15 protein-coding genes are annotated in these 16,456 nt (G+C 60.4%); 6 read left to right on the top strand and 9 right to left on the bottom strand.

Translation table 11 applies throughout. The features are described 5' to 3' along the window. Positions 1-56 precede the first annotated feature (56 nt). The 9 genes from arcC to L4923_RS13500 form a co-directional block, all read right to left on the bottom strand. Positions 57-962, bottom strand: a complete 906-nt coding sequence (gene arcC, locus L4923_RS13540) for a carbamate kinase (RefSeq protein ID WP_239365845.1) — start codon at positions 960-962, stop codon at positions 57-59. A 1-nt stretch (position 963) separates the two neighbouring features. Next, positions 964-1,965, bottom strand: a complete 1,002-nt coding sequence (gene argF, locus L4923_RS13535; protein WP_239365842.1) for an ornithine carbamoyltransferase — start codon at positions 1,963-1,965, stop codon at positions 964-966. 11 nt (positions 1,966-1,976) lie between these two features. Next, positions 1,977-3,191, bottom strand: a complete 1,215-nt coding sequence (locus L4923_RS13530; RefSeq protein ID WP_239365840.1) for an arginine deiminase — start codon at positions 3,189-3,191, stop codon at positions 1,977-1,979. 11 nt (positions 3,192-3,202) lie between these two features. Beyond that, positions 3,203-4,669 carry an arginine-ornithine antiporter gene (gene arcD / locus L4923_RS13525; RefSeq protein ID WP_239365838.1) on the bottom strand — a complete coding sequence of 489 codons (1,467 nt, stop codon included), beginning with the start codon at positions 4,667-4,669 and terminating at the stop codon, positions 3,203-3,205. Positions 4,670-4,980: 311 nt separating this feature from the next. Then, positions 4,981-5,418: a DUF2267 domain-containing protein gene (locus L4923_RS13520; protein ID WP_239365836.1), complete on the bottom strand. Its 438-nt coding sequence runs from the start codon at positions 5,416-5,418 to the stop codon at positions 4,981-4,983. A 134-nt stretch (positions 5,419-5,552) separates the two neighbouring features. Continuing rightward, a complete protein-coding gene (locus L4923_RS13515; RefSeq protein WP_239365834.1) occupies positions 5,553-6,665 on the bottom strand; it encodes an ABC transporter permease in 1,113 nt (370 codons plus the stop codon). Next, positions 6,665-9,415, bottom strand: a complete 2,751-nt coding sequence (gene rbbA / locus L4923_RS13510; RefSeq protein WP_239365832.1) for a ribosome-associated ATPase/putative transporter RbbA — start codon at positions 9,413-9,415, stop codon at positions 6,665-6,667. The genes L4923_RS13515 and rbbA overlap by 1 nt, the downstream gene beginning before the upstream one ends. Then, on the bottom strand, positions 9,412-10,482 hold the full coding sequence (locus L4923_RS13505) for an HlyD family secretion protein (RefSeq protein WP_239365830.1): 1,071 nt from the start codon (positions 10,480-10,482) through the stop codon (positions 9,412-9,414). The genes rbbA and L4923_RS13505 overlap by 4 nt, the downstream gene beginning before the upstream one ends. Further along, entirely contained in the window at positions 10,479-11,105 is a 627-nt protein-coding gene (locus L4923_RS13500) for a hypothetical protein (protein WP_239365827.1), read from the bottom strand. The genes L4923_RS13505 and L4923_RS13500 overlap by 4 nt, the downstream gene beginning before the upstream one ends. A 196-nt stretch (positions 11,106-11,301) precedes the next feature. Between L4923_RS13500 and L4923_RS13495 the strand changes: the two genes are divergently transcribed. The 6 genes from L4923_RS13495 to L4923_RS13470 all read left to right on the top strand — a co-directional run bounded on the left by L4923_RS13495 (position 11,302) and on the right by L4923_RS13470 (position 16,411). Continuing rightward, a complete protein-coding gene (locus L4923_RS13495) occupies positions 11,302-11,886 on the top strand; it encodes a hypothetical protein (RefSeq protein WP_239365825.1) in 585 nt (194 codons plus the stop codon). Between the two features lie 220 nt (positions 11,887-12,106). Further along, on the top strand, positions 12,107-12,322 hold the full coding sequence (locus tag L4923_RS13490; protein ID WP_239365822.1) for a hypothetical protein: 216 nt from the start codon (positions 12,107-12,109) through the stop codon (positions 12,320-12,322). Between the two features lie 225 nt (positions 12,323-12,547). Continuing rightward, positions 12,548-14,170 (top strand): chaperonin GroEL, encoded by a 1,623-nt coding sequence (gene groL, locus L4923_RS13485; RefSeq protein ID WP_239366009.1) that lies wholly within the window; start codon positions 12,548-12,550, stop codon positions 14,168-14,170. Positions 14,171-14,712: 542 nt separating this feature from the next. Next, the gene (locus L4923_RS13480) at positions 14,713-15,249 is read left to right on the top strand and encodes an Hsp20/alpha crystallin family protein (protein ID WP_239365820.1); all 537 of its coding nucleotides are present in this window, start codon (positions 14,713-14,715) and stop codon (positions 15,247-15,249) included. Between the two features lie 69 nt (positions 15,250-15,318). Beyond that, positions 15,319-15,747 carry a DUF2267 domain-containing protein gene (locus L4923_RS13475; RefSeq protein WP_239365817.1) on the top strand — a complete coding sequence of 143 codons (429 nt, stop codon included), beginning with the start codon at positions 15,319-15,321 and terminating at the stop codon, positions 15,745-15,747. A 4-nt stretch (positions 15,748-15,751) separates the two neighbouring features. Beyond that, positions 15,752-16,411 (top strand): phosphoribosyltransferase, encoded by a 660-nt coding sequence (locus L4923_RS13470; protein ID WP_239365814.1) that lies wholly within the window; start codon positions 15,752-15,754, stop codon positions 16,409-16,411. The last annotated feature ends 45 nt before the right edge of the window (positions 16,412-16,456 follow it).

Below are 16,456 nucleotides of genomic sequence, written 5' to 3'. Positions count from 1 at the left end.
GTGCAATTGCACCGCCGGCAAAGCCAGCCTCTTGTGGAGGGATTTGCGCAGGCAGGTCAGGTGTCGATCCGGGTACCTCGAAGCCCCTTGACGATCTCGAGCGCGTCTTCGAGGCGCCCGATCGCAGACGGTTTGCCGGTCGCTTCGGTGAACTCGATTGCGGCACTGACCTTGGGACCCATGGAGCCGGCCGGGAAGTCGTGGCCCATCAGTTCTGTCGTTGTAACCTTGCCGAGCGCGCGCTGATCGGATGTGCCGTAACCGGCATAGACGGCATCGACATCTGTCAGCATGAGCAGCATGTCAGCCTTCAACTGGCGCGCCAGAAGCGAGCTTGCCAGGTCCTTGTCGATGACGGCTTCAATGCCGACCATGCTGCCGTCGTCACGGGCAATCACCGGGATGCCACCGCCTCCGGTACAGATGACGACGACGTCGCGCTCGACCAGATACGAAATGACCGATACTTCCAGTATCTCAAGAGGGCGTGGGGAGGGCACGACGCGACGCCATCTGTCGCCGTCGGGCGCGATCACCCAGCCACGCTCGCCAGCAAGCCGCTTTGCGATCGCTTCGTCGTAGACGGGCCCTATCGGCTTCGTTGGATGCGCGAACGCCGGATCGCGCGGGTCAACCTTGATCAAGGTCAGCAATGTCGCGAACGATTTTGCGCTGACGAGATTGGCGAGCTCTTGCTCGATCATGTAGCCGATCATGCCGGCGCTCTCGGCACCCAGCACATCCAGCGGAAAGGCTTCTGTGTCGGATGTTGCTGCGGATTGGAGCGCAAGCAGGCCGACCTGTGGGCCGTTGCCGTGGGTGACCACCAGCGAATGACCCTCGTTGATCAAAGCTGCCAAAGCGGACGCGGCGCGCCTGACGTTCTTGCGCTGGTTTTGTGCGGTGAGCGGCTCGCCACGCCGCAGCAGCGCGTTTCCCCCGAGGGCTGCAACAATGCGCATGTCAATTGCCGATCGTTGCCACCAGCAGCGCCTTGATCGTGTGCATACGGTTTTCCGCCTGCTCGAAAACGATCGAAGCGTCAGACTCGAAGACCTCGTCGGTGACCTCCATGCAGTCGATCCCGTATTCGCGCGCGATATAGGCGCCAACTTCGGTGTCGGTATCGTGGAATGCCGGCAGGCAATGCATGAATTTGACATGCGGATTGCCGCTTGATGCCATCACGTCCTTCGTCACGCGGTAAGGTGTCAAAAGACCAATCCGATCCGCCCAGCCGGCCTTGTCTTCACCCATCGACAGCCAGACGTCGGTGTAGATGAAGTCGGCGCCTTCGACACAGGCAACCAGATCCTCATCCAATCTGAAGCGGCCGCCGCTGTGCTGGGCCAGATCCCGTACATGTGCACAGAAGGCGTCGTCCGGCCAAAGCTTTTTGGGCGAAGCTATGCGGATATCCATGCCAACCTTGGCGGCGCCGATCGCAAGGGATTGGGCAACGTTGTCGCGTCCCTCACCGACAAACACCACGGTCATGTCCGACAGATGCTTATGCGTGAATTCGCGCATGGTCATGAAGTCCGCGAGGATCTGTGTTGGATGCGCCTCGTCCGTCAGGCCGTTGTAGACGGGTACGCCGGCATGCGCCGCAAGCAATTCGGCCTGATGCTGGCCAAAGCCGCGATATTCGATGGCATCGTAGATGCGGCCAAGCACGCGTGCCGTATCCTTCATGGATTCCTTATGCCCGATGTGACTGCCGGTCGGACCGAAATAAGTGACATGCGCGCCCTGGTCATAGGCAGCCACCTCAAAACCCGTTCGCGTGCGCGTCGAGTCCTTTTCGAAGATCAGGGCGATGTTCTTGCGTACCAGGCGCGGAATCTCGTGTCCTGCCTGTTTGGCGGCCTTGAGATCGGCCGCCAATTTCAGGAGGAAGCGGATTTCTGCCGCCGTAAGGTCATCCAGCGAAAGCACTGAGCGGCCATGCAGGTTGATCGACATAATTCTTCCTTTCAGAGCGGATCGCGCGCGATAGGGCAGGTCATGCAGTGGCCGCCGCCGCGGCCGCGGCTGAGCTCGGCGCCTTCGACGGTGATCACCTCGATGCCGGCACGGCGCAAAAGCGTGTTGGTGTAGACGTTGCGGTCGTAGCCGATGACGACACCTGGCTCGACCGCGACCACGTTGTTGCCATCATCCCATTGCTCGCGCTCGGCCTCATAGCGATCACCTCCGGTGGCGATGATGCGCAGCGCCTTGAGCCCGAGCGCGTCAGCGACAACCTCCGTGAATGGCGCATTCTCTTCCCGCACATCGACTGCCGCGTCGCCCTCGCCCGGACGGATCGAAAACGTGCGAAGCCGATCGACCACCGGCGGGTACATGGTGGCGAGATCCCGGTCGCATAGCGTAAAGACCGTATCGAGGTGCATGAAACTGCGATCGCGCGGCATCAAAGCTGCGATCACGCGCGTTGCCTCTCCGGCGGCAAACAGACTGCGGGCCAGCTCTCCTACCGCTTGCGGTGTGGTGCGCTCTCCCATGCCGACAAGCACAATGCCATGGCCAATCGGCATGACGTCGCCGCCTTCGAGGCTGACACCAGTTCCAGGCGTGGGAGACACGAAGGCATAACCGTCGGGTTCGAAACGCGGATGATAGCGGTAGACGGCTTCGACGTTGGCCGCTTCCGGCCGCCGGGCCGGCCAATACATCGCGTTGACGGAAACCGAGCGGTAGATCCAGCAGGAACTGTCACGGGTGAAAAGCTGGTTCGGCAAAGGCGGCAGCACAAAGTCTTGTGGCGCGAGGGCCCTGCCGGTCAGCCCCTTCGGTTCAAATGGGAGCTCCGCCCGGGCGATCCCGCCGACCAGGAAGCTCGCCAGAAGGTCCGATGGCATTTCATTGAGCCATCCCCGCATTTCATCGACCATGTCCAGGCCAACGAAGCCAGCGTGCACGCGGCGGTCGAGAAGCCACTGACGCGCCTCCGGGATGTTCATGGTCTGCGCAAGCAGTTCGCCGAAGGAATGGACGATCACACCGCGCTCACGCAGGGCGTCGACGAAGACATCGTGCTCCTGACGCGCCCGCTTTACCCACAAAACGTCGTCAAAGAGCAGCGCTTTGCAGTTATCCGGCGTCAATCTGCGCAGGCTCAAATCCGGCCTGTGGACCATGACCTCGCGCAGACGGCCGGTTTCTGAATGGACTCCGAGATTTGTCATGGTGCCGACGCTCACAGTGCGCTCACAGCGCCGGTCCACATTTCGTAGACGGCGAAGATGGCGGTTGCGATCAGGGCGATCGCGAGGATCGCTTCCACGGGATGGAAGACACGTTTGTTGTCTTCGCGGCGTGCCCAGATGAAGAAGGCGACACCTGGTGCGTAAAGTATTGCGCACATGAACAGGTTCGCTGGCCCTGCAGCATAGACGAGCCACGCGCCATACAGCGTGGCCAGCAGGCCTGCGGCCAAAGGTCCTGCGCGCTGCTCGCCCTCTCGATAGCTCTCGCCCGTCAATGCCAGCTTGGCTGCAAAGGCTCCCGAGAAGATGTAGGGGACCAGGATGGCCGTAGAGGCGATGTAGAAGAGGGCTTGATAGGTGCTGTTGGCAAAAAGCGTTATCACTAGAAAGGCCTGGACCAGCAGATTGGTGATGAGCAGCGACGTCGAGGGCACGCCCCGTGTGCTCTCTTTGCCGAAAAACCGGGGCATGGTCCCGTCCTTGCCAGCGACATGGGGGACTTCTGCTGCCAGCAGGGTCCAGCTCAGGAACGCGCCGACGACGGACACCACCAAAGCGAGATTGATGAGTATGGCGCCCCACGGCCCGACGACGGCTTCAAGAACCCCGGCCATGGACGGGTTCTTCAAGGCGGCTAACTGAGGTTGGCTCATGATGCCGAGCGACAGCAGCGAAACCAGGGCATAAAGTGCCAGGCAGGTGAAGAAGCCAAGCACCGTCGCGGTGGCAATGTCCTTGCGGCGCTCGGCACGGGCCGAAAACACGCTCGCTCCCTCGATGCCGATGAAAACCCAAAGCGTGACCAGCATGGTGCTTTTCACCTGGGCCGTGATCGTACCGAGGGCTGGATTGCCCAAACCGGAGAAGTCCAAGGTCCATACGTCGAGCTTGAAAGCGACCGCAACCACGCCGACGAAAAGCACGACAGGAGCAATCTTGGCCACCGTCACGATGAGATTGATGACTGCCGCCTGACGGATACCGGCCAGGACAAGAACGTGGATGATCCACAACAGGATCGATGCGCCCAGCACCGCCTGCCATGTGTTGCCATCGCCAAAAGCCGGGAAGAAATACGACAGCGCGCTGAACACGATCACGGCATAGGATACGTTGCCGACCCAGGCGCTGATCCAATAGCCCCAGGCGCTGGTGAAACCGATGAAGGGGCCGAACCCGGCCTTGGCGTAGGCATAGGGACCAGCATCGAGCTCTGGCCGGCGGGTTGCCAGCGACTGGTAGACGAACACCAGCGCGAGCATGCCGACTGCAGTGATTGCCCAGCCGATCAGGATCGCCAGCGGGCCCGAGCCTGCTGCCATGTTCTGCGGCAGGCTGAACACGCCCGACCCCACCATCGAGCCGATCACCAGTGCCGTCAGGGATCCGAGTTTCAGTTTCGTCGATGACGCCGGTGCGGCATCGTGGATGGGAATGTTGATTTCGGTTGTGGACATGGCGCCCTCCGCTGTTGGAACCGTGAGGGGCAGTGAACAGCATCCAGAGATGGCAAGCCTTGACGCTCGTCAATTTTGGCGTGGGGCTGCCGATCGACCCAAGCCGCGGCCGGTCACGGAGGTCATCATCTGAGCTTGGGTGACGGCAATGGTCTCGCCAAGACAGACAAGTGACGCTCGCAGGACTTGGTTGCCTCGGCGGCCGTCGTGTCCACATCAAGTTGTCCGGCGCGGGTGAGATAACCTCTCAACCGAGCTGCGCGAGACGTCGTTTGCGATTGCCCTTGCCTTAGCTTGTCGCCAAGCAACGCTCACGCGTGCGGCCACAGATGCCGAAGGGACTTCTTCATCGAGTTGCGGACCTGGACAACCTCACCATGGGAGAGGTGGTGGTCGAGAAGCCGAAACACAGCCCCGATGGCAATGTCATAGTCAAGGTTCGGTTCGTAGCCGAAACCATGCCTGACGCGGATGACGAAGTCGCGTTTGTTGCGGTCTCTCGCCGGTTCAGTCGCGCTCCAGCCTTCGAAGAAAATCCCCCTGATGAGCGCCGGCAACTGGGAGGATAAATCAGCGATCTCCTCGAGGGAGAGCCAATCGCGCAGCGCATGCAGGACCGTCCTCAACAGCCGCAAGGCATCCTGCTCGCTCCAGTCGAGGTCCTTGGCCAGTTCGTTCACCCATTGTTGGGCCTGTTCGGCCGCATGCTGGAAACTCTTTTGCGAAGTATGCAATGCCGTGCTTGCCATGATCATCGCCTCGTCGTTTGACCGGTGATCACTCTAAGCGCACGAACGGTTGGCGCCTTGCGTCAAATCAAGTTCGTTGGACGCCGCTGCGCGCGGGCGCGAGCCATAACGGGCAAGCGATGCGTTCCAATGACCTACTGCAGGAACTGGCGAAAACGACGCAGCGAGAACAAGAACAGCGCCGCACTTATGACCGCCAGTGCGACGAGCTGCGGCCAAACCACGGCCAGACCAGCGCCGCGAAAGAGCACGGCTTGCGCCAGGATCACGAAATGTGTGTTGGGAGCGGCGTACATGATGGCCTGGATGATTTCTGGCATGTTCTCGCGCGGCGTCACGCCGCCCGACAGCAATTGAAGCGGCATCAGGATCATCATCACCAGCAGCGCAAACTGGGGCATCGATCCCGAGACAGTCGCAAGGAACAGGCCCAGACAGGTCATGGCCAATATGTCGAGGGCTGCACCGGTCATGAACAGCGCCCATGATCCCTGGATCGGCACGTCAAGCAAACCCTGGACAACGAAGAACAGGCAAAATGCCGTCGCCGCCAGAACGACAGCTCCCATGGACCAGATCTTGCCGACCATGATTTCGAAAGCAGTGACTGGCATGACCATGAGGTGTTCGATCGTGCCGTGCTCGCGCTCGCGGATCAGTGCGGCACCAGTGAGGATGACGGAAAGCATCGTGACGGCCTCGATCAATTCGTTGATCGCGCCGAACCATCCCTTGTTCAGCTCCGGATTGAATCGCGAGCGCAGGTCGATCTCCACCGGCATCCTGTTTTCGGCCCTGTGACGGGTCAGGAACTCCCGGATCTGGCCCGTCACGATGGACTGGACATATCCACCTCCGGTGAAAGCCTGGGACATGCGTGTGGCGTCTATATTCAGCTGGATGGTCGGTGTGCTCCCGGCCAGCAGGTCGCGCTGGAAATTCGGCGGAATGTCGAGCGCGAAGGTGTCGAGGCCGGCATCCATCCTGAGGTCCATCTCAGGCTGCGCGATGAGCCTGGGCGGAATGAAGTAAGGGAGGTAGAATGCCTCGGTGATGCGTGACGATACCGAAGACTGATCCTCATCCACAATCGCGATCGGCGCCCGATTCAAGGTCTCGGGCATCGCCTTGGATCCCACATAGATCGCTGCCGTGAAGGCATACACCACCAGCACCAGCAACATGGTGTTGCGCTTTAAGCCGCGCAGTTCCTTCACACCGAGATTAAAGATGTTGGCCAACAGCATCAGCGTTCCTGCTTTCGGAGAAAAGCGGCACTGAGGCCGATCAGGATGGGGATGGCTACCAACAGGGGAATGAATGCTCCCGACAGGTCGGCAAAGCCGAGCCCTTTCGAGAAGACCCCGCGCGAAATCATCATGAAATAGGTGGCAGGATAGATCTGGCCGATCCAGGCGCCGACGCCCTCCAGCGACGACACGGGGTCGATCATGCCCGAATACTGCGAGGCAGGGATCATGGTGATCAACACCGTGCCGAAGATCGCTGCGATCTGGCTGCGCATGAAAGTGGAAAGGAACAGGCCCACGGCAGTCGCGACAACGACATAAAGGAAGGCCGCCGCCGTCAGGGTCGCCAGGCTGCCGGTCAGCGGCACGCGGAAGACAAAGACCGCGAGGGCGACCAGCAGGACAAAGTTCAGCATGGCGATACAGACGTAAGGCATTTGCTTGCCGAGCAGGAACTCCAGTCTCGTCACCGGAGTGACGTAAAAATTGACGATGGAGCCGAGTTCCTTCTCACGCACGACGCTCAGCACTGCCAGCATGGAAGGGATCATCAAGAGCAGCATGGGAATGACCGCCGGCGCGATGGCGTCCAGGCTGCGCACGTCCGGATTGTAGCGATAGCGCACTTCAAGCTGGAATTCGCTTCGAGCCGCATTGTCACCGTAGAGCTCACGCGCCTTCTGCGTGAGCCAGGTCACATGCATTCCTTCGACATAGCCGCGCACCGTTTCGGCCCGGGCCGGCATCGCGCCGTCGATCCACGCGCCGACCGAAACCTCGCGGCCTCGCGCCAGGTTGCGCCCAAAACCCGGCGGGATCTCCAGGGCCAGCGCGATCTCGCCGCGTTCCATGCGCCGGTCCATGTCAGCATAGCCGGCAAGTGGCGGTTTCTCGGTGAAGAAGCGGGAGCCGGAAAGCTGCAGAGCGTAATCCCGGCTGATTGCCGTATCGTCATGATCGAGCACGGCAAAGGTGAGGTCCTCAACGTCCATGTTGATGCCGTAGCCGATCACGAACATGAGGATGAGACTGCCGATGATGGCCAATGTCGCGCGGATCGGATCACGGACCAGTTCAAGTGCTTCGCGCCACGTATAGGCATACATGCGGCGGAAATCGAAAAAGTGGTGCCGGTCGGTTCCGGCAAGATCGGAATGTTCTGCAAACGGTTCGGCGGACGTAGCGGAAACCTGGTCTACGGCTGCCGCATCCTCGAGATAATCGATGAAGGCAGCTTCGAGCGTCTGCTTTCCGCGGCGGGCAATGATCGCGGCAGGTGTGTCGCTGGCCAGTACCTTGCCCGCGTGCATCAGCGCGACCCTGTCGCAGCGCTCCGCTTCATTCATGAAATGGGTCGAAACGAAGACCGTTACGTTGAGCCGGCGCGAGAGGTCTATGAGGATATTCCAGAAGCCGTCCCTGGCGACGGGGTCGACGCCGGATGTGGGTTCGTCCAGGATGAGGACGTCGGGTGCATGTATCATTGCAACGGCCAGCGACAGGCGCTGGCGATTGCCCAACGGCAGCGCCTGTGGCCACATGTCCAGCATGCCTGCCAGGCCGAACTGCCGCGCGACCTCGTCGACCCGTGCCCCGATGCTCTCGGCAGGCAGGCCGAACAAGCGCGCATGGAGTTCCAGGTTCTGGCGTACGGTCAGTTCGGAATAGAGGGAAAATCCTTGCGACATGTAGCCGACATGGCGCCTTACCTCGGTATCATGCGCGTCGACCTCGCGGCCCAGAAGCATCGCCCGGCCATCATTTGCCTCCAACAGGCCGGTCAGCATCTTCATCGTGGTCGTCTTGCCGCAGCCGTTCGAGCCGATGAAGCCGAAGATTTCGCCGCGGTTGATGCGGAAGCTGACATCGTCGACCGCGGTGAAATCGCCGAACCGCTTGGTCAACTGCTCTGCCTCGATCGCAACCTCGCCGTCTGATCGTTCCGGTCGCGGCGAAATGATCACCTTGCTGTATTGGGAACGTCTCTCGGGAGGAAGCAGCGCGATGAAGGCTGCGTCGAGATCGCTCGCGCCCGTCCGCTCCAGAAACTCTGCCGGGCTGCCCGAGGCGAGCACGCGACCGTCATCCATCGCGACAAGCCAGTCAAAACGCGCCGCTTCCTCCATATAGGCGGTCGCGACGATCACGCTCATGTCTTTGCGGCTGTTCCTTATGCGGTCGACCAGTTGCCAGAACTGCCGCCGCGACAGCGGATCAATGCCGGTGGTCGGCTCATCGAGGATCAAAAGGTCCGGGTCGTGAATGAGTGCGCAGCAGAGGCCGAGCTTCTGTTTCATCCCGCCCGAAAGCTTGGCCACCGGCCGGTCTGCGAAGGGGGCAAGACCCGTGCTTTGTAGGAGTTCAGCGATGCGCCGTTCCCGCTCCCCACGTGCATGACCAAAGAGGCGGCCAAAAAAGTCGACATTGTCTCGTACCGAAAGCGAGGAGTAGAGATTGCGCCCCAGTCCCTGCGGCATATAGGCAATACGCGAATAGGTCCGGCGACGGTGTGCGGCGCTGCTCATGTCGCCGCCGAGGATTTCGACCCGTCCCCTCTGGATTGCCCTGGCGCCGGCGAGTAACGACAGCATGGAGGACTTACCGACCCCATCGGGACCGATCAGCCCAACCATCTGGCCGGAAGGAATGTCGAGGGTGATGGCGTCGAGGGCGCGCACTTTCCCAAAAGAAAGGTCGACACCATCCAACCGCGCGACACAGCGGCTCGGATCGCTGTCGCCGCTCATTGGAGCAAGGTCCCCTGTAAAGCGGTGGGCCACTCTGCTTCGGGATCGATCCGGACATAGGCCACACCAGGCAGTCCGGTTTTCACTTGCTGAATATATTTGCGCAGCAGGTCCGGTGCGATTTGCGCCTTGATCCGGAACATCAACTTTTGACGTTCTTCTTCAGTTTCGACAGTTTTTGGCGTGAATTGCGCGACGTCGGCGACGAATATCGCCTTGGCGGGGATCACATATTGCGGCGCGGCGTCCAGGACGAGGCGGATTTCGGTGCCGATCGCCACGCGTCCCGCCTGGGCGGTGGGCAGAAAGAAGGTCATGTAGACGTCGCCCAGATCGACGAGATTCAAGACCCTGCCGCCACTGCCCAAAACCTCGCCGGGTTCGGCGATGCGATATTGCACACGCCCATCGCGCGGGGAACGCAGCGTTGCATCATCGATCTCGGCTTCGATGCTCTCGATGGCCGCCCGGGCAGATTCCACCGCCGCCGTTGCATCGACGACCTGCGCTTTCGCTGCATTGATGCCCGCCTCACTGGCCGCAAGCTGCGCTTCAGCCGCCGCCACCGTGGCTGCCGCACCCCGCTCGGTGGCCCGGTCGTTGTCGAGAACCTGTTGCGAGACGGTGTTGCTATCGGCAAGACGTTCGGACCGCTTGAGCGTTCGCTCTGCTGCATCGAGCTCAGCCTCGCGTTGTGTCACCACGGCCGCCGCTGCGGTCCGTTCCGCCTCGCGCTGGACGATCAGCGTATTGGCCGTGTCGACGCCGATCTTCGCCAGCTGAAACTGGGCCTGGGCCTGCCGGCGTTGCGCTTCAAGCTGGGTCGTATCCATGCGCACAAGCACATCCCCCGCCTTCACGAAATCACCCTCGTCGACAAGGATTTCCTTGATGCGGCCAGGAGACTTTGCCGATACGTCGATCTCCACGGCTTCGATACGGCCGTTGCCGCTCGCGATCCCGTCCGGCAACGCATCGGTGCGGGATTGCTGCCAGGCATAATATCCTGCGCCACCGATGAGGACGACGAGACCAAGCACCATGCCGGTGCGCCAGTCGGCAATCATTGTTTTCTTGCCCCGTTGTTGGTCGCGGACTGTTCAGGCGCGCCTGAACTCGAAAATACATTGCTCAAATGGATGGAAGAGGATGGTACGGTGCCGGACATGGTGAACGGCAGCGCAAATCCCGCGTCTGCGGCAGTCGCCTCTTCCTGCGGCACAATTGCATGCGCTGCGATCAGGTGGTTCCAAAGCAACCGTATGGTGCGCCGCGTCTCGGCAAGCATGATGCAGTATCCTTCCTGGTCCACCGCAAACAGCGCGTCGTTCTCGCCATGCGTTTCGTGGAAAGCACGGTCGATGAGCCGCAGGCAGGCGATAAGCTGCTGCAGGTCCGGCAGGCGTGTGTGATGCAACAGGTCAGCAAGCGTGAAGGCTTCCATGTCGTCCTGGACGACGCTTGCGGCCCCGCGGCCGAGTTCAAAGAACACGTTGACGACCGGAACCACATCGCGGAGCGAAACATAGATCGCCTCCGCCTCCTGGAGCGTGCAGTTGGCGAGCTGCGGCGAGTGCGGTAGCACGTGTGTCGTTTGCCCAAGCAGGACGGTAATCTTGCGTTCCAGCCACCGTCGCACCTCAGGTGGCGCGCCTTCGATCTCTTCAGGGCTCAATGTGATGCCGATCATGGCAGTGCTCCACAGATTGCGATCCGTGGCATGAGTACAAGGCCGAGGGACGACGGCTTTGATCGGCATCAATCATGAGCCGATATTGTGCGAATGGTGGGTGTCGGCTGCATTTCCAGCATGAATTGATATCGATCAATCACGCTTGTCCTGCCGGGGACTATCCTACCAAACCTGATCTGTAGAGACGGATGGCTTGGCGATGAAGCCCTCGTGCTGGCGCGTTGTACTGTCGATGATCCTGATGGGGCTGGGCACGCCCAACACCAGGGCGCAAGCCCTTACGCCGAGTGGCATTACCTATACCTACACCCTGGAAGAAAACTCCCAGACCAAACTTTGCGAAATCATCTTGGACCTGGAAAGTCCCGTTGCGCCGGAGCTCATCGAGTTCACCGCATTTGCGGGCTATGGCAAGGTGGACAAAACCGTTGCAGTTGGCTTCATCGCGGTGGCGGGAAAGCTGATCGGAGCGGACGATTTCAGTCAAATTCCGCTCTCTGACGCCGCATTCGTGTCGAAGACCTTTCAATCCAAGGACAGGTTGGATTACGAGGTCCGCAACAACGGCAGCTTCATGGCAGCCACCGACAACAGGGGTGCGGCCGGGGATTTTCTTCGGGCGTTCTTCGCCGGCAATTTCGAGATCAGGTTGGAGAGCCGCGAGCCCGCCGCTTCAAGTTCTTCCTACGCGATTTCAGAAGGCCCGCCGGCTGAAGCGCAGGATCGCTTCGGCACTTGCGTTGAGCACCTGATTTCTCCCGCCGTTTCGAGTTTGTAGGAATTGGATGCAGAAGTCTGGCGGCAGAGAACAGTCGAAACGGTGCGACGACACGCCCGAGACTCGGCTCCCTCGTGACGGATTACTTCTGAAAAAATTCGAAGCTGCGTCCCTCGGTGGCACGACCCCAGGCAAAGCTGAGATTTGATCTGAATCAAATCGTACGCGTCGCGGATAGATATTTTGGCAGCCAACAAATCACCCGCAGAAGTGCCCTTTTATGGTCGATCCCGTCTCGCGCCTCCTGACCAAAAGCAATTCGGCATTGAGTGAGGGACTGGATTTTCCGACGATCTGGCAGACTGTCCTGAAGCGGCATCCATATGTTGCCGGACTGCCTATCCAGGATAAGAATGAACTCGGTCCCTTCCTGAAAATTCCTCTGATCACCGGCGGCTTCCTGATTTCGGATGCCCGTGGCTTCCACCTCGACTAAGGTATCTTTCTCAGCATCTAACAGATAGCCCTGCCAACGCTTGCCTTCATTCGAGTTGCTATCAGAGTGGAGCGCTTGACCCGAGGTCCGCTCCGTACAGCCCGGGCGAGAGAAACAGCAACCTTGATCCGCGTCAAATCGCAGGACGCGCTGCGGTGGCACAGTGACCGCACCTTGCGCAACCAGCATTCGACGTTGCGCGTTTGTCAGGTCGAGGGTTTTTCCATGGGTCACAAGCAGGTGCTCTTTCGTTCCGAAGCCCGCGAGAAGATTCTGCGTGGCACCACGCAGCTTGCCGATGCCGTACGCGTAACGCTCGGACCACGTTCGAAATCGGTGCTCATCGAAAGGAAATGGGGCGCACCGATTGTCTGCAACGACGGGGTCACCATCGCCAAGGAATTCGACCTCAAGGATGCGGAGGAGAATCTCGGCGCCCGCATGCTCAGGCAGGCCGCGGAAAAGACAGGCGACATGGTTGGCGATGGGACCAGCACCTCGACCGTTCTTGCGCAGGCGATATTTGCCGATGGTGTGCGCAACGTCGTCGCCGGCGCCAGTGCAATCGACATCAAGCGCGGTCTCGACCGGGCAGCAAAACGCGCCGTCGAGACGTTGAAAGCAATCTCCAAGCCCGTTCAAACCAGGCGGGAAAAGGAACAGGTCGCAACGATTTCCGCACACAACGATGCCGATATCGGAACGTTGATCGGTGCGGCAATGGAGAAGGTCGGCGACGAAGGTGTCATTACCGTCGAGGAAGCGAAGACGACCGAGACCGTGCTCGACGTGGTCGAAGGCATGCAATTCGACCGAGGCTTCCTCTCGCCGTATTTCGTGACGGATGCCGAGAAGATGGAGGCTGTGCTCGAGGATGCGCTGGTGTTGGTCGTTGACCGTAAGATCAGCTCCCTGAACGATCTGGTCAAACTTCTCGAGGCTGTCGCAAAGTCGGGCGCGCCCCTCCTCATCGTCGCCGAGGACGTGGAAGGGGACGCGCTCGCCACCCTCATCGTCAATACCGTCCGAGGCACGCTCAGGAGCTGTGCAGTCAAGGCTCCCGGCTTCGGCGACCGGCGCATGGCCATGCTGCAGGACATAGCGGTGCTGACGGGGGCTCAGGTCATTTCGGAGAAGCTCGGCATCAGGCTGGAGAATGTGACGATGGAGCAACTCGGCCATGCCAAGCGCGTTGTCAGCGACAAGGAAAACACGACGATCGTGGGCGGGATGGGTGACGGCAAGACGATCAAGGCGAGAATTGAGCAGGTCCGCCGGGAAATCGAAAACACGACCAGCGACTACGATCGCGAGAAACTGGAGGAGCGGCTTGCAAAGCTGGCCGGAGGCGTTGCGGTGATCAAGGTGGGTGCTCCGACCGAGTCGGAGATGAAATCAAGAAAGGAAGCGCTGGACGACGCGATCAGCGCCACCAAAGCGGCAGTCGCGGAAGGTATCGTGCCCGGCGGTGGTCTTGCCTTGCTGCGCTGCACCGCTGCCATCGAGGAGGAGGAAAAGCTCGTGGAAGGCGACGAGCGCACGGGTGTGCTTATCCTGAAACGGGCACTGGAGACCCCGGTGCGGCAGATCGCTGAGAATTCCGCAGTGGACGGCGGCGTCGTCGTTGCAAAAATGTTGGAAGGCAAAGGCAGTTTTGGTTTCGACGCCGGCCGCAAGCAATATGTCGATCTCGTTGAAGCGGGAATCGTCGACCCGACCAAGGTCGTGCGTGTGGCACTTGAGAACGCGGTTTCGGTCGCAAGCACCTTGTTGCTGACCGAGGCAACCATGACCGATCTTCCGGAGGAGAAGCCATCGCAGGCGATGACCCCCGATATGGGCATGTAGCCAGCGCGGATTATTCGATGACACGATGACCCTGCGGGGGAGATCCGAACCGGCTGGGATGTGTTCTGAGAAGCGAGGTTCCTGCCGGTATTGTCAAAAGCGCAACTGTGACTTGAGCTCAACGAGCGAGCGTCGGTGAGGACTACCACTGCGCGAGCTAAGACGCTCACAATGAGCCCATGGCCGGATATCTCCGGTGAGCCGCCGTTTTGCCGAAAGCCTCGTTCCAGGCATGGTCCTATCGACTGCCCCGGCGGCCCAAAGGACGAAATCTGCATTGGGCAGGGTGGTTCTTCTGGGTTTTGATCCGCGTCAATGAAGCAGCTCACGGAACGTAGTTAAGTGAAATTCTTGCTGGATCGAGCCGGTTCGGGCGAAGCGGGTCAAGCGCTTTCGTGCATCAAACCGGGCCGAAAGGCCGAGATCCGGGAGAGCGTCCAGCAGGCGGAGCCGTCACTCTCGCCTCTTGCGCCCTTGTCCGGGCACAAGAGCCGAGGAGGCGGATCCCTGCAAGAAGATCTGTTCCACTGAGGAGATCAGTCATGGCCGAAGCAGCCACCAAACTTCCCATCACCAAACAGCCCGCCGAGAAACCCGCAATACCCGCGAAGTCGGAATATCTGCCGCCCTTTGAAAGCCTTCGCCGGGAGATCGATCGACTGTTCGACGATTTTCATCCGTTCGACTGGCATCTGCCGTCGCGCGTGTTTGGCCTCGAAGTCCCGCGCATTGCGCGTGCCGAATGGCAAGTGGCACCGGCCATGGACGTCGTGGAGAAGGACGACGCCTACGAGATCACTGCAGAGCTGCCGGGCCTTGACGACAAGGACGTCGACATCAAGCTCGCCAACCACACCCTCATCGTCAAGGGCGAGAAGAGCGAGGAAAAGGAAGACAAGCGTAAGGATTATTACATGTCCGAGCGACGCTACGGTTCATTCCAACGCAGCTTCCGTCTTCCCAATGGCGTTGACGTCGACAAGATTGCCGCAAGCTTCTCCAAGGGGGTGCTTACGGTGAAGCTGCCGAAAACGCCGGCGGCAAAGGCCGAGAAGAAGATCACCGTCAAGGCGGCGTAATGCCGATAACGGATCGGTGCGTTTTGTGCCGCACCGATCCGGTCTAGTTGAACCCGGAGGAGATGTCGCATGCATCCGACATCCGCTGTCAATTTCACGCAGGCAGCACAGCAGGCCCAGCAATGGGTCAACGAGCTTGCCGGTGACCTGAACTGGGAGCAGGGATGTGCCTATCATTTGCTGCGGTGTGTCCTTCATACGCTGCGCGACTGGGTTTCCCGGGAGGAGATGGCCGATCTTTCCGCGCAGCTCCCGGTGCTCATCCGCGGCATATATTTCGAGGGATGGCAGCCGCTCGAGACTCCCGTCTGGGAGCGCAAGAAAGCCGACTTCATCGAACGCGTACAGCATGCGTTCTCCGACGACCTGCTGGTCGATCCCGAGGCGGCTGTAGCGGCGGTCTTCCGTCTGCTGGACCGCCATGTCTCGCATGGCGAGATTGTTCAGGTCCGCAATTCGATGAAAAAGACCCTGCGCGATTTGTGGCCGGCGGATTGAACCGATGTTCCGGGATCGCCACGAAGCGGGGCAGTTGCTCGCAAGTGAACTTCGCAAGCTTAAGCTTGCCGATCCAATCGTATTGGCACTGCCGCGCGGTGGCGTCCCGGTCGCAGTCGAGATTGCCGGCGTGCTCAAGGCACCGCTCGGCCTCGTCATCGTGCGCAAGGTCGGTGCGCCCGGCAACCCGGAACTGGCGGTGGCCGCCATCGTCGACGGCAATCCGCCAGACGTGGTGCTCAACCGCGAGATCGTCGAGGCCTATGGGCTCGACGATGCCGATCTGCGAGGTCTCGTCAGTCGGGAGCGCCCGGAACTCGAACGGCGCAGGCTCGCATACATCGGAAACCGCAAGCCGCCGTCAACGGCCGGCAAGACGGTAATCCTGGTAGACGATGGCGCGGCAACCGGCACAACCATGAAAGTGGCGATCCGCGCCATGAAGCGGCGCTCGCCCAGTGAGATCGTCGTTGCTCTCCCTGTTGCTCCACCCGATATCGTGGCGGAGCTGTCGGATGAAGCCAACCGGATCGTTTGCCTCAGCACCCCCAGCCGCTTTCTTGCCCTGGGCTATCACTATCACGATTTTTCCCCGGTCACGGACGAGGAGGTCGCGCAAACGCTGCAAGGGGTTGCACCGAAGGCTTCCTCACCGCGATCTTGACTGGTGTTTGCCTGCATCGACTTGGTTTTCGCCTATCATCGCCGA

The sequence above is a fragment of the Terribium retamae genome (assembly GCF_022347545.1).
Lineage (GTDB): Bacteria > Pseudomonadota > Alphaproteobacteria > Rhizobiales > Rhizobiaceae > Mesorhizobium > Mesorhizobium retamae.
The sequence above is the reverse complement of the archived record's forward strand: the minus strand, read 5'-3'. Positions and strand labels throughout refer to the sequence as shown.